Annotated in this window: 19 protein-coding genes; 17 read left to right on the top strand and 2 right to left on the bottom strand. The window is 60.6% G+C overall.

Annotated elements, in window-relative coordinates:
- Positions 1-80: 80 nt before the first annotated feature.
- Together AB4N80_RS28565 and map are read right to left on the bottom strand one after the other, a co-directional pair.
- On the bottom strand, positions 81-2,783 hold the full coding sequence (locus AB4N80_RS28565; RefSeq protein WP_354338113.1) for a [protein-PII] uridylyltransferase: 2,703 nt from the start codon (positions 2,781-2,783) through the stop codon (positions 81-83).
- A 53-nt stretch (positions 2,784-2,836) separates the two neighbouring features.
- Positions 2,837-3,619, bottom strand: coding sequence for a type I methionyl aminopeptidase (gene map / locus AB4N80_RS28560; RefSeq protein WP_053118843.1), 783 nt, complete (start codon positions 3,617-3,619; stop codon positions 2,837-2,839).
- A 54-nt stretch (positions 3,620-3,673) separates the two neighbouring features.
- On the opposite strand from map, the gene AB4N80_RS28555 reads away from it, so the two are divergent.
- From AB4N80_RS28555 to dnaE, 17 genes are all read left to right on the top strand, one after another.
- Positions 3,674-3,940: a hypothetical protein gene (locus AB4N80_RS28555; RefSeq protein ID WP_122565473.1), complete on the top strand. Its 267-nt coding sequence runs from the start codon at positions 3,674-3,676 to the stop codon at positions 3,938-3,940.
- A 112-nt stretch (positions 3,941-4,052) separates the two neighbouring features.
- A complete protein-coding gene (gene rpsB / locus AB4N80_RS28550) occupies positions 4,053-4,790 on the top strand; it encodes a 30S ribosomal protein S2 (protein WP_003198231.1) in 738 nt (245 codons plus the stop codon).
- A 195-nt stretch (positions 4,791-4,985) separates the two neighbouring features.
- Positions 4,986-5,849 (top strand): translation elongation factor Ts, encoded by an 864-nt coding sequence (gene tsf / locus AB4N80_RS28545; protein ID WP_018603730.1) that lies wholly within the window; start codon positions 4,986-4,988, stop codon positions 5,847-5,849.
- A 213-nt stretch (positions 5,850-6,062) separates the two neighbouring features.
- Entirely contained in the window at positions 6,063-6,806 is a 744-nt protein-coding gene (pyrH, locus tag AB4N80_RS28540) for a UMP kinase (protein WP_003184915.1), read from the top strand.
- Positions 6,803-7,360, top strand: a complete 558-nt coding sequence (frr, locus tag AB4N80_RS28535; protein ID WP_003198238.1) for a ribosome recycling factor — start codon at positions 6,803-6,805, stop codon at positions 7,358-7,360. The genes pyrH and frr overlap by 4 nt, the downstream gene beginning before the upstream one ends.
- A 13-nt stretch (positions 7,361-7,373) precedes the next feature.
- Complete coding sequence (uppS, locus tag AB4N80_RS28530; RefSeq protein WP_122565472.1) at positions 7,374-8,129, top strand: polyprenyl diphosphate synthase; 756 nt, start codon at positions 7,374-7,376, stop codon at positions 8,127-8,129.
- Positions 8,129-8,935, top strand: a complete 807-nt coding sequence (locus tag AB4N80_RS28525; RefSeq protein WP_460080026.1) for a phosphatidate cytidylyltransferase — start codon at positions 8,129-8,131, stop codon at positions 8,933-8,935. Before uppS ends, AB4N80_RS28525 begins: the two co-directional genes overlap by 1 nt.
- The gene (gene ispC, locus AB4N80_RS28520; protein WP_122565470.1) at positions 8,932-10,122 is read left to right on the top strand and encodes a 1-deoxy-D-xylulose-5-phosphate reductoisomerase; all 1,191 of its coding nucleotides are present in this window, start codon (positions 8,932-8,934) and stop codon (positions 10,120-10,122) included. Before AB4N80_RS28525 ends, ispC begins: the two co-directional genes overlap by 4 nt.
- A 52-nt stretch (positions 10,123-10,174) precedes the next feature.
- Positions 10,175-11,527, top strand: a complete 1,353-nt coding sequence (rseP, locus tag AB4N80_RS28515; RefSeq protein WP_122565469.1) for an RIP metalloprotease RseP — start codon at positions 10,175-10,177, stop codon at positions 11,525-11,527.
- A gap of 74 nt (positions 11,528-11,601) precedes the next feature.
- A complete protein-coding gene (gene bamA, locus AB4N80_RS28510) occupies positions 11,602-13,989 on the top strand; it encodes an outer membrane protein assembly factor BamA (RefSeq protein WP_122565468.1) in 2,388 nt (795 codons plus the stop codon).
- A gap of 45 nt (positions 13,990-14,034) precedes the next feature.
- Positions 14,035-14,538 (top strand): OmpH/Skp family outer membrane protein, encoded by a 504-nt coding sequence (locus AB4N80_RS28505; protein WP_003184901.1) that lies wholly within the window; start codon positions 14,035-14,037, stop codon positions 14,536-14,538.
- A gap of 3 nt (positions 14,539-14,541) precedes the next feature.
- Positions 14,542-15,597 carry a UDP-3-O-(3-hydroxymyristoyl)glucosamine N-acyltransferase gene (gene lpxD / locus AB4N80_RS28500; protein WP_305491780.1) on the top strand — a complete coding sequence of 352 codons (1,056 nt, stop codon included), beginning with the start codon at positions 14,542-14,544 and terminating at the stop codon, positions 15,595-15,597.
- A 105-nt stretch (positions 15,598-15,702) separates the two neighbouring features.
- On the top strand, positions 15,703-16,143 hold the full coding sequence (gene fabZ / locus AB4N80_RS28495; RefSeq protein WP_003184897.1) for a 3-hydroxyacyl-ACP dehydratase FabZ: 441 nt from the start codon (positions 15,703-15,705) through the stop codon (positions 16,141-16,143).
- Entirely contained in the window at positions 16,140-16,916 is a 777-nt protein-coding gene (gene lpxA / locus AB4N80_RS28490; protein WP_122565466.1) for an acyl-ACP--UDP-N-acetylglucosamine O-acyltransferase, read from the top strand. Before fabZ ends, lpxA begins: the two co-directional genes overlap by 4 nt.
- Before the next feature lie 2 nt (positions 16,917-16,918).
- Positions 16,919-18,049 (top strand): lipid-A-disaccharide synthase, encoded by a 1,131-nt coding sequence (gene lpxB, locus AB4N80_RS28485; protein ID WP_122565465.1) that lies wholly within the window; start codon positions 16,919-16,921, stop codon positions 18,047-18,049.
- Positions 18,046-18,705 (top strand): ribonuclease HII, encoded by a 660-nt coding sequence (gene rnhB, locus AB4N80_RS28480; protein WP_122565464.1) that lies wholly within the window; start codon positions 18,046-18,048, stop codon positions 18,703-18,705. Before lpxB ends, rnhB begins: the two co-directional genes overlap by 4 nt.
- Positions 18,706-18,944: 239 nt before the next feature.
- Positions 18,945-22,466: a DNA polymerase III subunit alpha gene (gene dnaE, locus AB4N80_RS28475; RefSeq protein WP_122565462.1), complete on the top strand. Its 3,522-nt coding sequence runs from the start codon at positions 18,945-18,947 to the stop codon at positions 22,464-22,466.
- Positions 22,467-22,501: the final 35 nt, after the last annotated feature.

Here is a 22,501-nt window from a genome sequence, read left to right as displayed (position 1 = left end):
GGTGTGTCAGTTAGTGATTATGTTGATTGACACACCGCTTTCGCGAGCAAGCCCGCTCCCACAGGGGGAAATTTGTTCGTTCAGATGCTGATCCGCGTCAGGTTGGCATCAGCTTCCTGGTTAACGCTCAGGTGCCGGACGATGGCTTCCTGCAGGCGGCTGCACAGTTGCGGATCGGACAGCGGCTGGTTGTGAGCGTCGGTGATGAAAAATACGTCTTCTACCCGCTCGCCGAGGGTGGCGATCTTGGCGTTTTGCAGCGACAGGTCGAACTCCAGGAAGATATGGCCGACCCGCGCCAGCAGGCCCGGGCGGTCCGGGGCGCTGAGTTCCAGCACGGTGACCTGGCGCTGGGCGTCGTTGTGGATCGTCACCTGGGGCGCGAAGGCGAAGTGCTTGAGCTGGCGCGGCACCCGGCGCTGGATGATGGTCGGGTAGTCCGCCGGGTTGCGCAGGGCTTCGGTCAGGCCGTCGCGGATCTGCTTGACCCGTGCCGGGTTGTCGCCAATCGAGTCGCCGTCGGTGTCGAGCACGATGTAGGTGTCGAGGGTGAACTGGCTGCTGGAGGTAATGACCCGGGCGTCATGGATGTTGAGGTTGAGCTGGTCCATCGCCGCCACGGTCACTGCGAAGAAGTCGTGCTGGTCCGGGGCGTAGATGAAGATCTGCGTGCCGCCCTCGAACTCGCGCTGGGTGGTTTCCTTGATCAGCACCAGCGGCCCGCCATCGGCCGGTTGCTGCAGGATCGCGTCGCTGTGCCAGGCCACGTCGCCGGCGGTGTGGCGCAGGAAATAGTCATCGCCCAATTGCGACCAGAGCTGCTCGACATCGTCCGGATCGGTGCCGCCTCGCACCAGGATGTCCAGGGCGGCGCTTTGGGTGCGGCGGATCTGCTCTTCGCGGTCCACCGGGTTTTCCAGGCCACGGCGCAAGGCGCGCTTGGTCTCGGTGTAGAGCTGGCGCAACAGGCTGGCGCGCCAGGAGTTCCACAGGCTCGGGTTAGTGGCGTTGATGTCGGCCACGGTCAGCACGTAGAGGTAATCCAAGCGCGTTTCATCGCCGACGATCTGGGCGAAGTCGTGGATCACCTGCGGATCGGACAAGTCCTTGCGCTGTGCGGTGGTGGACATCACCAAGTGGTTCTGCACCAGCCAGACGATCAGCCGGCTGTCCCACACGGGCAGTTGATGGCGCTGGCAGAACGCCTCGGCATCCACTGCGCCGATCTCGGAGTGATCGCCCTGGCGGCCCTTGCCGATGTCGTGGTACAGCCCGGCCATGTAGATCAGCTCAGGCTTGGGCAGCTTGCCCATGAGCTTGCTGGCCAGCGGGAATTTTTCCGACACCTGGGTGTACTGCAGCTTACGCAGGTGCTTGATCAGGTTCAGGGTGTGGGCATCGACCGTATAGATGTGGAACAGGTCGTGCTGCATCTGTCCGACGATGAAGCCGAACTCCGGCAAGTAGCGTCCGAGGATCCCGTAGCGGTTCATCCGGCGCAGGTTGCGGTGCACGCCGATCTTGCACTTGAACAACTCGATGAAGAGGCTGGTGTTGCGGATGTCGTGACGGAAATCTTCATCGATCAGATGACGGTTTTCCCGCAGCAGGCGGATGGTATCGGCGCGTACGCCCTTGATTTCCGGTTGCTGGGCCATGAGCACGAAAATTTCCAACATGGCGAAGGGCGTGCGGCGGAAAACGTTGGCGTTGCGCGCTTCGATGTAGCCGTCGTGCAGTTGGAAGCGCGAGTTGATCGGCAGCGGTGGTTCTTCGTCTTCGGGGGCGAGGATGACTTCCTCGAAGTGCTGGATGATCAGTTCGCTGAGCTGGGCGATGCTCATCACCACGCGGTAGTACTGTTGCATGAAGTTTTCGATGGACTGCTTGGCATCCTGCCCCTCGAAACCCAACAGGCCGGCGATGGAGCGCTGGTGATCGAACAACAGGCGGTCCTCGGAGCGCCCGGCCAGCATGTGCAGGGCGTAGCGGACCTTCCACAGGAATTCCTGGGACGAGGCCAGCAAGGCGTTTTCGCTTTCCACCAGGAAACCTTCACCGGCCAGGGCACGCAGGTTCAGCGTGCCGTACTGGCGGCGGGCGACCCACAGGATCGTCTGGATGTCCCGCAGCCCGCCGGGCGAACCCTTGACGTTGGGCTCCAGGTTGTACTCGGTGTCGTTGTACTTGTGGTGACGGGCCTTCTGCTCGGCGTGCTTGGCCAGGAAAAAGTCCTTGCTCGGCCACATGTGCGCCGTGCTGGTGACATCGAGCATGCGCTGGCGCAGGTGCTCGGGGCCGGCAATGGTGCGGCTTTCCATCAGGTTGGTGATCACCGTCAGGTCGGCGCGGGCCTCGTCGGCGCATTCCTGCACCGAGCGCACGCTCTGACCGACTTCCAGGCCGATGTCCCACAGCAGCGTCAGGAAGCGCTCGATGGAGTCGCGGAAAACCTCGTGATCGGCGCTGTCCAGCAAGATCAGCAGGTCGATGTCGGAGTAGGGGTGCAGCTCACCGCGCCCATAGCCGCCCACCGCCACGAGGGCGATGTCGGCGTCTTCACTCCAATCGAACTGCTCCCAGGCCTTTTGCAGGATGTTATCGACGAACCAGGCGCGGTCCTCGATCAACCGACGGATATCCCGGCCGCTGCGAAAGCGCTGGTCGAGCACTTCGTGGGCCTGGCGGATCGCCTTCTTGAACGCCGAGATGGGGCTTGCCTTCAGGGCCAGTTCAGCCTGGAACTGGCCGCGGTCGAAGAGTTCGGGATCCACCTGCGGCATTGAATGGCTTTCCTTTCTATCTATATCTATCGGATCTATAGGCTGGGTTCGGATCAGGCGGAAACACGCGCGATGGTGTCATCGCTGCGCAGGGTGAAGATTTCGTAGCCGGTCTCAGTGACCAGCAGGGTGTGTTCCCACTGGGCCGACAGCTTGCGGTCCTTGGTGATGGCGGTCCAGCCGTCGCCCAGCACCTTGGTGTCGGCGCGGCCCTGGTTGATCATCGGCTCGATGGTGAAGGTCATGCCCGCTTGCAGTTCCATGCCGGTGCCGGCACGGCCGTAGTGCAGGATCTGCGGTTCTTCGTGGAACACCTTGCCGATGCCGTGGCCACAGAACTCGCGCACCACCGAGAAGCCGTTCTTCTGCGCGTGCTTCTGGATCACCTCGCCGATGTCCCCCAGGCGGCAGCCCGGTTTCACCAGTTCGATGGCCATGTACATGCATTCCTGGGTAACTTTGGACAGGCGCTGGGCCCACTCCGGCACGTTGCCGACGTGGAACATGCGGCTGGTGTCGCCGTGATAGCCGTCCTTGATGACGGTGACGTCGATGTTCAGGGTGTCGCCATCCTTCAACGGTTTTTCGTTGGGGATGCCGTGGCAGACCACGTGGTTGATCGAGGTGCAGATCGACTTCGGGAAGCCTTTGTAGTTGAGTGGGGCCGGGATGGCCTTCTGCTCATTGACGATGTAGTCGTGGCAGATGCGATCCAGCTCTTCGGTGGTCACGCCGGGCTTGACGTAGTCGGCGATCATCTCGAGCACTTCGGCGGCGAGTTTGCCGGCGACACGCATTTTAGCGATGTCCTCGGGGGTCTTGAGGGTAACGGTCATACAGGCTCTCTCTGCGCTCGACGGCGCTGTTCAAAGCGAAATAGGCGGCGGAGGATGCTCCGAACGGCCCTGAAAGAGGCGATTCTAACAGACGATCAGTACAAAGAACCCTCCAGCCTGGAACTCTGTGGCGAGGGGCGCGAGTGGGAGCAAGGCTTGCTCGCGACCCAGGCGACTCGATTTCTGAAGGGCCGCATCGCCTTCGTCGCGGGCAAGCCTTGCTCCCACCATCCACCCACCACAGGGGATTTCAGAATCCGTGTTCCGTTTTCGCCCTTGCTGTGGTATAAAATGCGCCGCTTTCCGGGGATGACCCCGTAAGCTTAAATCCACACACGTGTCGACACGATGACCTGGGTGCCTCGGCTTATATAAGCCGCTGGTTGGTCATTGGGATACGTGGAGGCCAAACCCGACTTATCAAGGAACTATCATGTCCCAAGTCAACATGCGCGATATGCTGAAGGCCGGTGTGCACTTCGGTCACCAGACCCGTTACTGGAACCCGAAAATGGGCAAGTACATTTTCGGCGCGCGTAACAAGATCCACATCATCAACCTTGAAAAAACCCTGCCAATGTTCAACGAGGCACTGACCTTCGTAGAGCGCCTGGCCCAGGGCAAAAACAAGATTCTGTTCGTCGGCACCAAGCGTTCCGCTGGCAAGATCGTTGCTGAAGAAGCAGCACGTTGCGGTTCGCCGTACGTCGATCACCGCTGGTTGGGCGGCATGCTGACCAACTTCAAGACCATTCGCGCTTCCATCAAGCGTCTGCGTGACCTTGAAGTCCAGTCCGAAGACGGTACTTTCGCCAAGCTGACCAAGAAAGAAGCGCTGATGCGCACTCGCGATCTTGAGAAGCTGGACCGCTCCCTGGGCGGTATCAAGGACATGGGCGGTCTGCCTGACGCACTGTTCGTGATCGACGTTGATCACGAGCGCATCGCGATCACCGAAGCCAACAAGCTGGGTATCCCGGTCATCGGCGTTGTCGATACCAACAGCAGCCCGGAAGGCGTTGACTACATCATCCCAGGTAACGATGACGCCATCCGCGCCATCCAGCTGTACATGGGTTCGATGGCTGACGCTGTGATCCGTGGTCGCAACAATGTTAACGGCGGCACCGAAGTCTTCGCTGAAGAAGCTCCGGCAGCAGCCGCTGAGTAATCGACGCCCCTGGCGTTGACTCAGTAAGCAAAAAGGGGGCTTGGCCCCCTTTTTGCCACCTCGAAAACCATTTGCCGCCGGCGCAGTGACCTGTTTGTAACCTGCCGCGGCCTATAAGCAGTGGTTTTCCAGGAAGAATTGATCGCCCGTTCGATCGGGTGGAATGGTTGAAAACCTATCCAAGAGGATTTTGAAATGGCAGAGATTACTGCAGCGTTGGTCAAAGAACTGCGCGAGCGTACCGGCGAAGGCATGATGGACTGCAAGAAAGCCTTGACCAAGGCTGGCGGCGACATCGAGAAAGCCATTGATGACATGCGTGCTTCGGGCGCCATCAAGGCTGCCAAGAAAGCCGGCAACATTGCCGCTGAAGGCGCGATCGGCATCAAGGATGACGGTAAAGCTGCCGTTATCATCGAAGTCAACTCGCAGACCGACTTCCTGGCCCTGCAAGACGACTTCAAGGCATTCGTTGCCGCCAGCGTCGAAAAAGCATTCGCCGACAAACTGACCGACGCAGCTCCGCTGATCGCCGCTCAGGAATCGGCTCGTGAAGCCCTGGTTGCCAAAGTAGGCGAAAACGTCAACATCCGTCGTCTGGTTCGCGTCGAAGGCGATGTTGTCGGTTCTTACCTGCACGGCAACAAGATCGGCGTCGTTGTAGCTCTCAAAGGCGGCAGCGTCGAGCTGGCCAAGGACATCGCGATGCACGTCGCAGCCAGCAACCCTGAGTTCCTGCTGCCGTCGGAAGTTTCCGCTGATGCCATCGAGCGCGAAAAAGCCGTGTTCATGCAGCTCAACGAAGACAAGATCAAAGGCAAGCCTGCCGAAATCGTTGAAAAAATGGTTGCCGGTCGTATCACCAAGTTCCTGGCTGAAGCCAGCCTGGTTGAGCAGGCGTTCGTCAAGAACCCTGAAATCAAGGTCGGCGAACTGGCCAAGAAGGGCGGCGCTGAAATCGTTTCCTTCACTTACTTCAAAGTGGGCGAAGGCATCGAGAAGCCAGTAGACAACTTCGCTGAAGAAGTGGCTGCTCAGCTGGCTGCCAGCAAGCAATAAGACAGTTTTCATAACTGTCGCCCTGAAGAGGCTGCCCGCTTATGCGCGCAGCCTCTTTTCAGATGGGGATGCCGATTTTTATTGGTTTCCTGTCGGAACTGGCTTACAAAGCCCGTGTTCCGATGACGCTGTGTCAGCGTCAAGCTAGAGTGAACGCAGGCTGCAAACAGTCCGCAAAGAATTTTTGAAAATACGCCGCAGGAGAGATTCGCAATGGCTCAGCAGGGCAGTGGTTATCAGGCTCGCTATAAACGCATTCTACTCAAGCTTAGCGGCGAGGCCCTGATGGGCTCGGAAGAGTTCGGGATCGATCCGAAAGTGCTGGATCGCATGGCCCTGGAAGTTGGCCAACTGGTCGGGATCGGCGTTCAGGTCGGCCTGGTCATCGGCGGCGGCAACCTGTTCCGCGGTGCGGCGCTGAGCGCGGCCGGCATGGATCGGGTCACAGGCGACCACATGGGCATGCTGGCCACTGTGATGAACGCCCTGGCTATGCGCGACGCGCTGGAGCGTGCCAATATCTCGGCCATCGTGATGTCGGCCATTTCCATGGTTGGCGTGACCGATCACTACGACCGCCGCAAAGCCATGCGCCACCTCAACGCCAAGGAAGTGGTGATTTTTGCCGCCGGTACCGGTAATCCGTTCTTCACCACGGATTCGGCTGCCTGCCTGCGAGCGATCGAGATCGATGCCGATGTCGTGCTCAAGGCAACCAAGGTCGATGGCGTCTATACCGCTGACCCGTTCAAGGACCCGCATGCCGAGAAGTTCGATCATCTGACCTACGATGAAGTGCTGGATCGCAAGCTGGGTGTCATGGACCTGACGGCTATCTGCCTGTGCCGCGACCACAAGATGCCGCTGCGCGTCTTTAACATGAACAAGCCTGGCGCCCTGCTGAATATCGTCCATGGCGGCGCCGAAGGAACACTGATCGAGGAAGCTCAACAATGATCAACGAAATCAAGAAAGACGCTGAACAGCGCATGCAGAAATCCCTGGAGTCCCTGGCACACAACTTCGGTCGCATCCGCACCGGCCAGGCGCACCCGAGCATCCTCGAGGGCGTGATGGTGCCGTACTACGGTTCCGATACCCCGATCAAGCAAGTGGCCAACATCACCGTCAAGGACGCGCGTACCCTGCAGGTCGTGGCCTTCGAGCGCAACATGCTGGGCGCGGTCGACAAGGCTATCGGCAGTGCCGGCCTGAACCTGAACCCGACCAACCTGGGTGAGCTGCTGCTGATCTCCATGCCGGCCCTGACTGAGGAAACCCGTAAGGGCTTCACCAAGCAGGCGCGTGATGTGGCTGAAGACGCTCGTGTTGCCGTGCGCAACATCCGCCGTGATGCCAACAGCCAGCTCAAGGACCTGGTCAAGGAAAAGGAAATCAGCGAAGACGAAGAGCGTCGCGCCACTGGCGAGATCGACGACCTGACCAAGAAGTATGTGGCTAAGATCGATGCGGATTTGGCGCAGAAAGAAAAAGACCTGATGGCCGTATAAGGGTCTCGTTTTCATGGAAAAGACCAAGCAGGCCGTGCCGTTTGCGGTGCCGCGCCATGTGGCGATCATCATGGATGGCAACAACCGTTGGGCCAAGAAGCGCTTTATGCCTGGCGTCGCCGGGCACAAGGCGGGGGTCGATGCGGTTCGTGCGGTCATTGAGGTGTGCGCCGAGGCGGGGGTCGAGGTGCTGACTCTGTTCGCCTTCTCTAGCGAGAACTGGCAGCGCCCGGCCGATGAAGTCAGCGCCTTGATGGACCTGTTCCTCAAGGCTCTGCGTCGTGAGGCCAAGCGCCTCAATGACAACAAGATCAGCCTGCGCATCATCGGCGATCGCTCGCGCTTCCATCCTGAATTGCAGGCTGCGATGCGCGAAGCCGAGGCTGCGACGGCGGGTGCCAATCGGTTCGTCCTGCAAATCGCCGCCAACTACGGTGGCCAGTGGGACATTGCCCAGGCCGCCCAGCGCCTGGCGCGGGAAGTCCAGGCCGGGCACTTGCGCCCGGAAGACATCACTCCTGAGCTGTTGCAGACCTGCCTGGCGACCGGCGACCTGCCGGTGCCGGACCTGTGCATCCGTACCGGTGGCGAGCATCGCATCAGCAACTTCCTGCTCTGGCAGTTGGCGTATGCCGAGCTGTACTTCTCCGACCTGTTCTGGCCGGACTTCAAACACGAAGCCATGCGCACCGCACTGGCCGATTTCGCTTCCCGTCAGCGTCGCTTCGGTAAAACGAGCGAGCAGATCGAAGCTGGAGCCCGGGTTTAATGCTTAAACAACGAATCATCACTGCTTTGATCCTGTTGCCCATCGCCCTGGGTGGTTTCTTCCTGCTCAAAGGCGCCAGTTTCGCGCTGTTCATCGGACTGGTCGTGACTCTGGGGGCGTGGGAGTGGGCGCGGTTGGCGGGTTTTCCTGCGCAGTCGGCGCGCGTGGCCTACGCAGCGGCCGTGGCGGCCATGCTGTTCATCATGTACGTGGTGCCTGGCCTCGCGCCTTGGGTGCTCGGTGCCGCGGTGCTGTGGTGGGCGACGGCGACCTTCCTGGTCCTGACCTATCCGCAGACTACGCATCACTGGACCAACACGGCGACCAAGCTGGTCATCGGCCTGTTGATCCTGCTGCCGGCCTGGCAGGGGCTGATCTGGATCAAGCAAGGCCCACTGGGTAACTGGCAGATCATGGCTGTGATGGTGCTGGTCTGGGGGGCCGATGTCGGCGCCTATTTTTCCGGTAAGGCCTTCGGCAAGCGCAAGCTCGCGCCGAAAGTCAGCCCTGGCAAGAGCTGGGAAGGGGTCTATGGCGGTTTGGCCCTGAGCCTGGTGATCACCACCGTGGTCGGTTTCGTGCGCGACTGGACGGTCGCGCAGCTGTTCATGGGGCTTATGGGCGCCGCCTTGATCGTATTCGTGTCCGTCGTCGGCGACCTGACCGAAAGCATGTTCAAGCGTCAATCCGGGATCAAGGACAGCAGTAACCTGTTGCCCGGTCACGGTGGCGTGCTGGATCGCATCGACAGCCTGACTGCCGCGATCCCGATCTTTGCCGTGCTGTTGTGGATGGCGGCACCGTGAGTCGCCCCCAGCAGATCACTGTCCTTGGCGCGACCGGTTCGATTGGCCTGAGTACGCTTGACGTCATTGGCCGGCATCCGGAGCGCTACCAGGTGTTCGCCCTCAGTGGCTTCACGCGCTTGAGTGAGTTGCTGGCGTTGTGCAAACGCCACACGCCGCGGTTTGCCGTGGTGCCCGAGGCAGGCGTGGCGCGGGCGTTGCAGGATGATCTGCGCGCTGCCGGCCTGCAAACCCGTGTGCTGGTGGGGGAGGAGGGGCTCTGCCAAGTGGCTGCCGACCCTGAAGTCGACGCCGTGATGGCGGCGATTGTCGGTGCAGCGGGCCTGCGTCCGACCCTCGCGGCGGTGGAGGCCGGCAAGAAGATCCTGCTGGCCAATAAAGAGGCGCTGGTGATGTCCGGCGCGTTATTTATGCAGGCGGTACGCAAGAGCGGCTCGGTGTTGCTGCCCATCGACAGCGAGCACAATGCGATTTTTCAATGCATGCCGCAGGATTTTTCCCGTGGTCTCGGCGCGGTAGGCGTTCGACGGATTTTGCTGACAGCCTCCGGTGGCCCGTTCCGGCAGACGCCGTTGGAAGAATTGGTGCATGTTTCACCCGAACAGGCCTGTGCACATCCGAACTGGTCCATGGGGCGCAAGATTTCCGTGGATTCGGCCAGCATGATGAACAAGGGCCTGGAACTGATCGAGGCCTGCTGGCTGTTCGATGCCAAGCCGTCGCAGGTCGAGGTGGTGATTCACCCCCAGAGCGTGATTCACTCCCTGGTGGACTACGTCGACGGTTCGGTGCTGGCCCAGTTGGGCAACCCGGACATGCGCACCCCGATCGCCAATGCCCTGGCCTGGCCGGAGCGTATCGACTCGGGCGTTGCACCACTGGACCTGTTCGCCATCGCTCGCCTGGATTTCCAGGCGCCCGATGAACAGCGCTTTCCCTGCCTGCGCCTGGCGCGCCAGGCGGCCGAGGCGGGCAACAGCGCACCGGCCATGCTTAACGCTGCCAATGAAGTGGCAGTTGCTGCGTTTCTCGATGGACGTGTCCGTTACCTCGAGATCGCGAGTATCATCGAGGAAGTCTTGAATCTCGAGGCCGTGGTTTCGGTCGACGACCTCGATACAGTATTTACGGCGGATGCCAGGGCCCGTGAGTTGGCGGGCCAATGGCTGCAGCGCCACGGGCGTTGAAGCTGCGATACGTTAGCCAGGATTGCCCTGGACAGGATTGCGGAGAAAACAGATGAGCGCGCTCTATATGATTGTCGGCACCCTGGTTGCCTTGGGGGTGTTGGTCACTTTTCACGAATTCGGTCATTTCTGGGTTGCGCGTCGCTGTGGCGTCAAGGTCCTGCGTTTTTCCGTGGGCTTTGGCATGCCTCTGCTGCGTTGGCACGACAAGAAAGGCACGGAGTTCGTCGTGGCGGCCATCCCATTGGGCGGCTACGTCAAGATGCTCGACGAGCGCGAAGGCGAAGTGCCGGCCGATCAGCTCGATCAATCCTTCAATCGCAAGACCGTCCGTCAGCGTATCGCCATCGTCGCGGCGGGGCCGATTGCCAACTTCCTGCTGGCCATGGTGTTTTTCTGGGGCCTTGCCATGCTGGGTAGCGAGCAGGTGCGTCCGGTCATCGGTGGGGTAGAGGCCGGCAGCGTCGCCGCCCGTGCCGGGCTGGGTGCCGGGCAGGAAATCGTTGCCATCGATGGGGAGCCGACATCGGGCTGGGCGGCGGTCAACCTGCAACTGGTGCGTCGCCTGGGTGAGAGCGGTTCGTTGCAATTGATGGTGCGCGAGCAGGGTTCCACGGTGGATTCGCCTCGCGAACTGATCCTGGACAACTGGCTCAAGGGTGCCGACGAGCCGGATCCGATCCGTTCCCTGGGGATCAAGCCATGGCGTCCGGCCTTGCCGCCGATACTCGCCGAACTCGACCCGAAAGGCCCGGCCCAGGCTGCCGGCCTGAAGACCGGCGATCGGTTGCTGGCACTCGACGGCCAGCCGGTCAGCGACTGGCAGCAGGTGGTCGATTCGGTTCGTGTGCGTCCTGATACCAAAATTGTGCTGCGCGTCGAGCGCGACGGTGCTCCAATCGACGTCCCGGTGACCCTGGCCGCCCGTGGCGAGAGCAAGGCGCCGACCGGTTACCTGGGGGCGGGCGTCAAGGCGATCGACTGGCCACCGGAAATGATCCGCGAGGTCAGTTTCGGCCCTGTGGCGGCGATTGGCGAGGGTGCGCGTCGTACCTGGACCATGAGCATCCTGACGCTGGACTCGCTCAAGAAAATGTTGTTCGGTGAGCTCTCGGTAAAAAACTTGAGTGGACCGATAACCATTGCTAAAGTGGCGGGCGCTTCTGCCCAGTCGGGCGTCGCTGATTTCCTGAATTTCCTTGCTTATCTGAGCATTAGCCTGGGGGTTCTGAATTTGCTGCCCATTCCGGTACTGGATGGGGGGCATCTGCTGTTTTATCTGATCGAGTGGGCGCGTGGTCGTCCCTTGTCGGATCGGGTGCAAGGTTGGGGGATACAGATCGGTATCAGCTTGGTGGTCGGGGTCATGTTGCTTGCCCTCGTCAACGATCTGGGTCGTCTGTAACGCTTCGCTGAATTGCGAATCTGCCGCATTCTGCGGCAGTTTGTTTATTGCCAGTTGGAATAAGAAAGGACTTCATGAAACGTCTGCTGCTAACTGCGGTTCTCACCGTATTGATGATCGCCGAAGTTCACGCCGAGTCCTTCACTATCTCTGATATTCGCGTCAATGGCCTCCAGCGGGTCTCCGCGGGTAGCGTCTTTGGTGCCTTGCCGTTGAACGTCGGCGAGCAGGCGGATGATCGGCGCCTGGTGGAATCCACGCGTGCGCTGTTCAAGACCGGCTTCTTTCAAGATATCCAGCTGGGCCGTGACGGCAATGTCCTGGTCATCACGGTAGTCGAGCGCCCGTCGGTCGCCAGTATCGAGATCGAAGGCAACAAGGCGATCTCCACTGAAGACCTGATGAAGGGCCTCAAGCAATCCGGCCTGGCCGAAGGCGAGATCTTCCAGCGCGCCACTCTCGAAGGTGTGCGTAACGAGCTGCAGCGCCAGTACGTTGCCCAGGGCCGCTACTCGGCCACCGTCGACACCGAAGTGGTGCCGCAGCCGCGCAACCGCGTCGGCCTGAAGGTCAACATCAACGAAGGTACCGTGGCGGCCATCCAGCACATCAACGTGGTGGGCAACACGGTTTTCCCTGACGAAGACCTGATCGACCTGTTCGAACTCAAGACCACCAACTGGCTGTCGTTCTTCAAGAACGACGACAAGTACGCCCGTGAAAAACTTTCCGGTGACTTGGAGCGCCTGCGTTCCTACTACCTGGACCGTGGCTACATCAACATGGACATCGCTTCGACCCAGGTGTCCATCACCCCGGACAAGAAGCACGTCTACATTACTGTGAACGTCAACGAAGGCGAGAAGTACACCGTTCGTGACGTCAAGCTCAGCGGTGACCTGAAGGTCCCTGAGGACCAGGTCAAGTCGCTGCTGCTGGTACAGAAGGGCCAGGTGTTCTCGCGCAAGCTGATGACCACCACGTCCGAGCTGATCACCCGTCGCCTGGGTAACGAGGGTTACACCTTCGCCAACGTCAACGGCGTGCCGCAGCCGCATGATGAAGACCACACCGTCGACATCACTTTCGCCGTGGACCCGGGCAAGCGTGCCTACGTCAACCGCATCAACTTCCGTGGCAACACCAAGTCCGAGGACGAAGTGCTGCGCCGTGAAATGCGTCAGATGGAAGGTGGCTGGGCGTCGACCTACCTGATCGACCAGTCCAAGACCCGCCTGGAGCGCCTGGGCTTCTTCAAGGAAGTCAACGTCGAGACACCGGCCGTGCCGGGCGTCGATGACCAGGTCGATGTGAACTACAGCGTCGAAGAGCAGGCTTCCGGCTCGATCACCGCCAGCGTCGGTTTCGCCCAGAGCGCCGGCCTGATCCTCGGTGGTTCGATCACCCAGAACAACTTCCTGGGTACCGGTAACAAGGTCAGCATCGGCTTGACCCGCAGCGAATACCAGACACGCTACAACTTCGGCTTCGTGGACCCCTACTGGACCGCGGACGGTGTGAGCCTGGGCTACAACGCCTTCTACCGCACCACCGACTATGACGAGCTCGATTCCGATGTCTCCAGCTATGCAGTAGACAGCTTGGGTGCTGGCGTCAACGTGGGTTATCCAATCAGCGAGACTTCGCGACTCACATTCGGTCTCACCGCCCAGCAGGACGAAATCAGCACTGGCCGCTATACCGTTGATGAGATCTTCGATTTCGTCGAGAAGGAAGGCGATAAGTACCTGAACTTCAAGGCCTCTGCCGGTTGGTCCGAGTCGACCTTGAACAAGGGTGTGTTGGCAACTCGTGGCCATTCCCAGAGCCTGGTATTGGAAACGACTACCCCTGGCAGTGACCTCTCGTTCTTCAAGCTCGACTACCGCGGCCAGCTGTTCCAGCCGCTGACTGACAACTACACCATGCGCCTGCATACCGAACTGGGCTTTGGTGATGGCTACGGCTCGACCGATGGCCTGCCGTTCTACGAGAACTACTACGCCGGTGGTTTCAACTCGGTGCGTGGTTTCAAGGACAGTACCTTGGGCCCGCGCAGTACGCCAAGCCGTGGTGAATCTGTCACGGGTAACAAAGGCACATTGGCGGACCCGGACCAGGATCCACTGCCATTCGGTGGTAATGTCCTGATACAAGGTGGTGTCGAGGTGTTGTTTCCAATGCCGTTCGTCAAGGATCAACGCTCCCTGCGTACTTCGGTATTCTGGGACGTGGGTAACGTATTCGACTCCAGTTGCGATAACGCCAAGAATACCAACGGCTCTTCGTCCAAAGCCGAATGTAACGACATCAGTCTGAGCAACCTGGCCAGTTCCGTGGGTGTGGGCGTGACCTGGGTCACCGCGCTGGGTCCTTTGAGCTTCGCGTTGGCGATGCCGATCAAGAAACCGGATGACGCTGAAACCCAAGTGTTCCAATTCTCCCTCGGCCAGACGTTCTAAGCGTCTGACCCAAGATAACGACAATGGATTTTGTAGGAGTACATCGTGCGTAAGTTGACTCAATTGGTTCTCCTGGCGACCGTACTGGTCGCAGGTCCGGCTTTTGCCGACATGAAGATTGCCGTACTGAATTATCAGATGGCCCTGCTGGAATCCGACGCGGCGAAGAAATACGCCGTGGATGCGGAGAAGAAATTCGGCCCGCAACTGACCAAGCTCAAGGGCCTGGAAAGCAGCGCCAAGGGCATCCAGGATCGACTGGTCGCCGGTGGCGACAAGATGGCCCAGGGCGAGCGCGAGCGTCTGGAGCTTGAATTCAAGCAAAAGGCCCGTGACTTCCAGTTCCAGTCCAAGGAGTTGAACGAAGCAAAAGCCGTTGCCGACCGTGAAATGCTCAAGCAACTCAAGCCGAAGCTCGACAGCGCCGTGGAAGAAGTCATCAAGAAAGGTGGTTTTGACCTGGTGTTCGAGCGTGGCGCAGTGATCGATGTCAAGCCTCAGTACGACATCACGCGCCAAGTGATCGAGCGCATGAATCAGCTGAAGTAATCCATGACAGCGACTATCAAGCTCGGCCAGTTGGCCGAGTTCCTTGGCGCCACCCTGCGTGGCGACCCGGAGAAGGCAATTACTGGGCTAGCCACTTTGCAAGAGGCTGGCCCAGCTCAGTTGAGCTTTCTGGCAAACCCTCAATACCGCAAGTACCTGGCCGACAGCCGGGCCGCCGCGCTGTTGCTCAAGGCCGCTGATGCCGATGGGTTTGCCGGCGATGCCCTGATCGTGCCCGATCCGTACCTGGCGTATGCCCGCATTTCCCATCTGTTCGATCCCAAGCCGAAATCGGTCGCTGGTATTCATCCCAGCGCAGTGATCGCGGCGGATGCCGTGGTTGACCCTACCGCCAGCGTTGGCCCGTTCGTGGTCATCGAAGGCGCGGCCCGAATCGGTGCCGGCGTCACGTTGGGCGCCCATTGCGTCATTGGCGCGCGCAGCGAGATCGGTGAAGGCGGCTGGTTGGCGCCTCGCGTCACCCTGTATCACGATGTACGCATCGGCAAGCGGGTGGTGATCCAGTCCGGCGCGGTGCTGGGCGGCGAAGGGTTCGGTTTTGCCAACGAAAAAGGCATCTGGCAGAAAATCGCCCAGATTGGCGGTGTCACCATTGGCGATGACGTGGAGATTGGCGTCAACACCGCGATCGACCGTGGTGCCCTGGCCGATACGGTCATCGGCAATGGCGTCAAGCTCGACAACCAGATCCAGATCGCCCACAACGTCCAGGTCGGTGACCACACTGCGATGGCCGCCTGCGTGGGCATCTCCGGCAGCACCAAGATCGGCAAGCACTGCATGCTCGCCGGTGGTGTGGGGCTGGTGGGGCATATCGATATCTGTGACAACGTATTCCTGACCGGGATGACCATGGTGACCCACTCGATTACCGAGCCGGGTGCCTATTCTTCCGGCACAGCCATGCAGCCGGCAGCCGAATGGCGCAAGAGCGCGGCGCGTATCCGCCAGCTCGACGACATCGCGCGGCGCCTCAAGCAGGTGGAAAAGCGTGTAGGGGACGTGACCCCTGGCGGTAATGCTTCATCAGATGGCTGATACCATTTCCATATCAAGTGTGCACAGCCGTTAGGGCATCTTGATTTGCTAGCGGAGTGCGCGTCACTCGTGCGCTCCCAATCTTTACATAGGCTTCCCCCCGAAATGATGGACATCAACGAGATTCGCGAATACCTGCCTCACCGTTACCCGTTCCTGCTGGTGGATCGGGTGGTGGACCTGGACGTTGAAGGCAAGCGCATTCGTGCCTATAAGAATGTCAGCATCAATGAGCCGTTCTTCAATGGTCACTTCCCCGCGCATCCAATCATGCCGGGCGTATTGATCATTGAGGCGATGGCCCAGGCTGCCGGGATCCTTGGTTTCAAAATGCTCGACGTAAAGCCTGCCGACGGCACGCTCTATTACTTCGTCGGTTCCGACAAACTGCGCTTCCGCCAGCCGGTCACCCCGGGCGACCAGTTGATCCTCGAAGCCAAGTTCATCAGTTGCAAGCGCCAGATCTGGAAGTTCGAATGCCAGGCTTCGGTCGACGGCAAGCCAGTCTGCTCCGCTGAAATCATCTGTGCGGAACGCAAACTATGAGTTTGATTGACCCTCGCGCAATCATCGATCCGGCGGCCGTCCTGGCCGCCGATGTCGAGGTCGGCCCGTGGTCGATTGTCGGCGCAGGTGTGGAAATCGGCGAGGGTACGGTGATCGGTCCCCACGTAATTCTCAAGGGGCCGACCCGGATTGGGCGGCACAATCGCATCTACCAGTTTTCTTCGGTAGGCGAGGACACGCCCGATCTCAAGTACAAAGGTGAAGAAACCCGTCTGGTCATTGGCGATCACAACGTGATCCGCGAAGGCGTGACGATTCACCGTGGCACCGTCCAGGATCGTTCCGAAACGACCCTGGGCGACCACAACCTGATCATGGCTTACGCACACATCGGCCATGACAGTGTGATTGGCAACCATTGCATCCTGGTCAACAACACCGCGTTGGCCGGCCATGTGCACGTGGACGATTGGGCGATCCTGTCCGGGTTCACCCTGGTGCACCAGTATTGCCATATCGGCGCCCATAGCTTCTCCGGCATGGGCACCGCCATCGGCAAGGACGTCCCGGCCTATGTCACGGTGTTCGGCAACCCGGCCGAAGCCCGCAGCATGAACTTCGAAGGCATGCGCCGTCGTGGTTTCAGCGAAGAGGCGATTACGGCCCTGCGTCGCGCCTACAAGGTGGTATACCGCCAGGGCCTGACGGTCGAGCAGGCGCTCGCCGAACTGGCCGAAGCGTCGGCGCAACACCCGGAAGTCGCGATCTTCCGCGATTCCATCCAGTCTTCGACCCGCGGCATCACTCGCTGACCATGGCTAACGTGCGCGTTGCACTGGTGGCGGGAGAGGCTTCCGGTGACATTCTGGGCGCGGGCCTGATGCGAGCGCTCAAGGCGCAGCACCCCGCGGTGGAATTCATCGGGGTCGGTGGGCCGTTGATGCAGGCCGAAGGCCTGACCTCCTACTTTCCGATGGAGCGCCTGTCGGTGATGGGCCTGGTGGAGGTGCTCGGTCGCCTGCGCGAGCTGCTGGCCCGGCGCAAGAAGCTGATCCAGACCCTGATCGAAGAAAAACCGGATGTGTTCATCGGCATCGATGCGCCGGATTTCACCCTCAATATCGAACTCAAGTTGCGTCAGGCCGGGATCAAGACCGTGCACTACGTCAGCCCGTCGGTCTGGGCCTGGCGGCAGAAGCGGGTGCTGAAGATCCGCGAAGGCTGCGACCTGATGTTGACGCTGCTGCCGTTCGAGGCCAGGTTCTACGAAGAGAAGGGCGTGCCGGTGCGGTTTGTCGGGCACACCCTGGCCGATACCATTCCCCTGGAAGCCGACCGCCAGGCGGCTCGCCAGGCGCTGGGCTTGCCCGATGGGCCGCTGGTGGCCTTGATGCCCGGTAGCCGGGGCGGCGAAGTGAGTCGCCTGGGCGGTCTGTTTTTTGACGCCGCGCAGCGCCTGCGAGCGCTACGCCCCGGTGTACGTTTTGTCCTGCCCTGTGCCAGCCCGCAGCGCCGTATCCAGTTGGAAGCCCTGCTGGTTGGTCGCGATTTGCCGGTGACGTTGCTCGATGGCCGTTCCCATGACGCGTTGGCGGCCTGTGATGCCGTGTTGATTGCTTCCGGCACTGCTACCCTTGAGGCGTTGTTGTACAAACGCCCGATGGTGGTCGCCTATCGCCTGGCGCCGCTGACGTTCTGGATTCTCAAGCGCATGGTCAAGAGCCCCTACGTGTCCTTGCCGAACCTGTTGGCCCAGCGCCTGTTGGTCCCAGAGTTGCTGCAGGACGACGCCACCGCCGAGGCGCTGGCCAACACGCTGTCGCCCTTGATCGACGGCGGCGAGGAGCAGACCCGGGGCTTTGACGAAATCCACCGTACGCTGCGTCGCGATGCCTCCAACCAGGCGGCTGACGCGGTGCTGACCCTGATTGGCGCAAAACCATGAGCAACGTAAAGCTACAGATGGGCCTGGACTTCAACCTGGTCGCTGAAGTGGAAGACCTGGTGGCCGGTGTCGATGAAGTGGGGCGCGGCCCGTTGTGCGGCGCGGTGGTGACGGCGGCGGTGATTCTCGACCCGAACCGGCCGATCCTGGGCCTCAATGATTCGAAGAAGCTCACTGAAGCCCGTCGCGAAAAGCTCTACGACGAAATCTGCGAGAAAGCCCTGAGCTGGTGCATCGCTCGGGCCGAAGTCGAAGAGATCGATGAACTCAATATCCTGCACGCCACCATGCTCGCCATGCAGCGTGCGGTGCAGGGCCTGCACATCACGCCGAAGCTGGCGATGATCGATGGCAATCGCTGCCCGAAACTGTCGATGCGCGCCGAAGCGGTCATCCAGGGCGACGGCAAGGTGCCGGCCATCGCGGCGGCCTCGATCCTGGCGAAGGTCAGCCGTGACCGGGAAATGAGCGCCTTCGAGTTGATCTACCCGGGCTACGGCATCGGCAGCCACAAGGGCTACCCGACCCCCGTGCACCTCGAAGCCCTGGCGCGCCTTGGGCCAACGCCGATCCACAGGCGTTCGTTCGCCCCGGTGCGGCTGGCTTATGAAGCGCGTGATGGCTTGCTGGTGAGTAGTCAGATTACGGTTTCTTGATGCAGGCTGTTTGTGGCGAGGGGATTTATCCCCGCTGGGGCGCGAAGCGGCCCGAAAAGTCTGCCTGACACAACGAGCTCTTAAGATCCAAGGGCCGCTTCGCAGCCCAGCGGGGATAAATCCCCTCGCCACAAAAGTAGTGCGTATGTTTGCCTGGCAAGATGCTCATGGCTGATGTTTTACCCAAGGCCCGGTACAATCCGGGCCTTGTTGTTTTCATGACTTAACGCAGGATCACTATGCCGGCTTCATTCGTTCATCTACGCCTGCACACTGAATACTCCCTGGTCGACGGTCTGGTGCGGATCAAGCCCCTGGTCAAGACCCTGGTGGGCATGAACATGCCTGCCGTGGCGGTCACCGACCAGAACAACATGTGTTCGCTGGTCAAGTTCTACAAGGCCGCCATGGGCGCCGGGATCAAGCCGATCTGCGGCGCCGACCTGTGGCTGTCGAACAAGGACCCCGACGCACCGCTGAGCCGTATCAGCCTGCTGGTGATGAACGCCCAGGGTTATCGCAACCTCACCGAGCTGATCTCTCGCGGCTTCATCGATGGCCAGCGCAACGGCTCGATCATCATCGAGCGCGAGTGGGTGGCCGAGGCCAGCGAAGGGCTGATCATGCTGTCGGCGGCCAAGGAAGGTGAGATCGGCCTGGCCCTGCTCAGCGGCAACCCCGATGAAGCCGAGACCCTGGCCCGTGACTGGATGGCGGTGTTCCCGGAGCGCTTCTACATCGAAGTGCAGCGCACCAACCGTCCCAACGACGAAGAACACTTGCACGCCGCCGTGGCCCTGGCCGACAAGATTGGCGCGCCGCTGGTGGCGACCAACGATGTGCGCTTTATCAAGCAGGAAGACTTTGAAGCCCACGAAACACGGGTTTGCATCGGTGAGGGTCGGGCCCTCGACGATCCGCGGCGGTCGAAAAACTACAGCAACCAGCAATACCTCAAGAGCGCCGAGGAAATGGCCGAGTTGTTCAGCGACCTGCCTGAGGCGCTGGAAAACACCGTCGAGATCGCCAAGCGCTGCAACATCGAAGTGAAGCTGGGCAAGCACTTCCTGCCCAACTTCCCGATTCCCGATGGCATGACCATCGACGAGTACTTCCGCAAGGTTTCCTTCGACGGCCTTGAGGAACGCCTCCGCGTTTTGCTGCCCAAGGACACCACCGAAGATTACGAAGCCAAGCGCCAGGTCTATGTCGATCGGTTGAATTTCGAACTGGATATCATCATCCAGATGGGATTCCCCGGTTACTTCCTGATCGTGATGGACTTCATCCAGTGGGCCAAGAACAACGGCGTGCCGGTGGGCCCAGGCCGTGGATCGGGTGCCGGGTCGCTGGTGGCCTACGTGCAGAAGATCACCGACCTCGACCCGTTGGAATATGACCTGCTGTTCGAACGTTTCCTCAACCCGGAACGGGTTTCCATGCCCGACTTCGACGTCGACTTCTGCATGGATGGCCGCGACCGGGTCATCGACTACGTGGCCGAGAAATACGGCCGCAACGCGGTGAGCCAGATCATCACCTTTGGTTCCATGGCCGCCAAGGCTGTGGTGCGCGACGTGGCGCGGGTGCAGGGCAAGTCCTACGGTCTGGCGGATCGCCTGTCGAAGATGATTCCGTTCGAAGTCGGCATGACCCTGGAGAAGGCCTACGAGCAGGAAGAAATCCTGCGGGACTTCATCAAGGTCGACGAGGAAGCTGCGGAAATCTGGGAGATGGCTCGCAAGCTCGAAGGCGTGGTGCGTAACGTCGGCAAGCACGCCGGGGGCGTGGTGATCGCGCCGACCAAGTTGACCGACTTCTCGCCGATCTATTGCGATGAAGAAGGCGACGGCCTGGTCACCCAGTTCGACAAGGATGACGTCGAGGCGGCGGGCCTGGTGAAGTTCGACTTCCTCGGCCTGCGGACCCTGACGATCATCGACTGGGCGCTGAAAACCATCAACCGCGACCGGGCCAAGGTCGGCGAAGAACCGCTGGACATTGCCTTCATCCCGCTGGATGACAAGCCGACCTACAGCCTGCTGCAAAAAGCCGAAACCACGGCGGTGTTCCAGCTTGAATCCCGGGGCATGAAGGAGCTGATCAAGAAGCTCAAGCCCGACTGCCTGGAAGACCTCATCGCACTGGTGGCCCTGTTCCGTCCGGGGCCGTTGCAATCGGGCATGGTGGATGACTTCATCAACCGTAAGCACGGCCGCGCCGAGCTGGCATACCCGCATTCGGATTATCAGTACGAAGGCTTGAAGCCGGTGCTGGCACCGACCTACGGCATCATCCTGTACCAGGAACAGGTGATGCAGATTGCCCAGGTCATGGCCGGTTATACCCTTGGCGGCGCGGACATGCTGCGTCGGGCCATGGGTAAGAAAAAACCCGAGGAAATGGCCAAGCAGCGCGGCGGTTTCATTGAGGGTTGCGCGACCAACGGCATCGACCCTGACCTGGCCGGTAACATTTTCGACCTGGTGGAAAAGTTCGCCGGCTACGGCTTCAACAAATCCCACTCCGCTGCCTATGGCCTGGTGTCGTACCAGACCGCGTGGCTGAAGGCGCATTACCCGGCGCCATTCATGGCCGCGGTACTGTCGGCGGATATGCACAACACCGACAAGGTCGTGACCTTGATCGAAGAAGTGCGGACCATGAAGCTGCGCCTCGACGCACCGGACGTGAACGCTTCGGAGTTCAAGTTCACGGTGAACGACGAGGGCCGCATCATCTATGGCCTGGGCGCGATCAAGGGCGTGGGCGAGGGGCCGGTGGAAGCCATCACCGAAGCGCGCCAGGACGGGCCGTTCAAGGACCTGTTCGATTTCTGCGCCCGGGTCGACCTCAAGCGCATCAACAAGCGCACCCTCGATGGTTTGATCCGCAGTGGCGCCCTGGATCGGCTCGGGCCTTACTTCCAGGATGAGCCCAAGGCCTACCAGGCCAATATCGACCGCAATCGCGCGGTGTTGCTGGCGGCGATGGAAGAAGCGATCAAGGCCGCCGAACAGACCGCCCGTACCCATGACAGTGGTCACGCCGACCTGTTTGGCGGGTTGTTCGTCGAAGAAGACGCCGATGTCTACGGCAACCATCGCAAGGCCAAGGAGCTGACCCTCAAGGAGCGCCTCAAGGGTGAGAAAGACACCCTGGGCCTGTACCTCACCGGTCACCCGATCGACGAATACGAAGGCGAGATCCGCCGCTTCGCCCGCCAGCGCATCATTGACCTCAAGCCGGCGCGCGACACCCAGACCGTCGCCGGCATGATCATCGCCCTGCGGGTGATGAAGAACAAAAAGGGCGACAAGATGGGCTTCATCACCCTCGACGACCGCTCCGGGCGCATCGAGGCGTCATTGTTCGCCGATGCGTTCCACTCGGCGCAATCGCTGTTGCAGACCGATGCGATGGTGGTGGTGGAAGGCGAGGTCAGCAACGACGACTTTTCCGGTGGCCTGCGGCTGCGGGTCAAGCGGGTGATGAGCATGGAGGATGCCCGTACCAACTTGGCCGAGAGCCTGCGCCTGAAGTTGCAGACCCAGGACCTCAAGGGCGATCAGCTACGCTGGTTGGGCGAATTGTTCAAGCGCCATCGCGGTGCCTGCCCGATCACCATGGAGTACGTACGCCCCGATGCCAAGGCCGTGCTGCAGTTCGGCGAAGGCTGGCGGATCGATCCGGCGGATGCGTTGATTCAAGCCTTGCGTGACCAGTTCGGCAAAGACAACGTCTTCCTCCAATACCGTTGACGGCCAGGGGCCAGTGTTGAAACCGGAATACCCCT

Source organism: Pseudomonas sp. H3_A02, assembly GCF_054671965.1.
The sequence above is the reverse complement of the archived record's forward strand: the minus strand, read 5'-3'. Positions and strand labels throughout refer to the sequence as shown.

Bases quoted from the DNA above. Each gene is read 5' to 3' on its own strand.
- lpxA (WP_122565466.1), top strand. From the start codon at position 16,140: ATGAGTTTGATTGACCCTCGCGCAATCATCGATCCGGCGGCCGTCCTG.
- tsf (WP_018603730.1), top strand. From the start codon at position 4,986: ATGGCAGAGATTACTGCAGCGTTGGTCAAAGAACTGCGCGAGCGTACC.
- dnaE (WP_122565462.1), top strand. From the start codon at position 18,945: ATGCCGGCTTCATTCGTTCATCTACGCCTGCACACTGAATACTCCCTG.
- AB4N80_RS28555 (WP_122565473.1), top strand. From the start codon at position 3,674: ATGCTCCGAACGGCCCTGAAAGAGGCGATTCTAACAGACGATCAGTAC.
- rpsB (WP_003198231.1), top strand. From the start codon at position 4,053: ATGTCCCAAGTCAACATGCGCGATATGCTGAAGGCCGGTGTGCACTTC.
- map (WP_053118843.1), bottom strand. From the start codon at position 3,619: ATGACCGTTACCCTCAAGACCCCCGAGGACATCGCTAAAATGCGTGTC.
- AB4N80_RS28565 (WP_354338113.1), bottom strand. From the start codon at position 2,783: ATGCCGCAGGTGGATCCCGAACTCTTCGACCGCGGCCAGTTCCAGGCT.
- lpxB (WP_122565465.1), top strand. From the start codon at position 16,919: ATGGCTAACGTGCGCGTTGCACTGGTGGCGGGAGAGGCTTCCGGTGAC.
- fabZ (WP_003184897.1), top strand. From the start codon at position 15,703: ATGATGGACATCAACGAGATTCGCGAATACCTGCCTCACCGTTACCCG.
- rnhB (WP_122565464.1), top strand. From the start codon at position 18,046: ATGAGCAACGTAAAGCTACAGATGGGCCTGGACTTCAACCTGGTCGCT.
- frr (WP_003198238.1), top strand. From the start codon at position 6,803: ATGATCAACGAAATCAAGAAAGACGCTGAACAGCGCATGCAGAAATCC.
- uppS (WP_122565472.1), top strand. From the start codon at position 7,374: ATGGAAAAGACCAAGCAGGCCGTGCCGTTTGCGGTGCCGCGCCATGTG.
- bamA (WP_122565468.1), top strand. From the start codon at position 11,602: ATGAAACGTCTGCTGCTAACTGCGGTTCTCACCGTATTGATGATCGCC.
- pyrH (WP_003184915.1), top strand. From the start codon at position 6,063: ATGGCTCAGCAGGGCAGTGGTTATCAGGCTCGCTATAAACGCATTCTA.
- AB4N80_RS28525 (WP_460080026.1), top strand. From the start codon at position 8,129: ATGCTTAAACAACGAATCATCACTGCTTTGATCCTGTTGCCCATCGCC.
- rseP (WP_122565469.1), top strand. From the start codon at position 10,175: ATGAGCGCGCTCTATATGATTGTCGGCACCCTGGTTGCCTTGGGGGTG.
- lpxD (WP_305491780.1), top strand. From the start codon at position 14,542: ATGACAGCGACTATCAAGCTCGGCCAGTTGGCCGAGTTCCTTGGCGCC.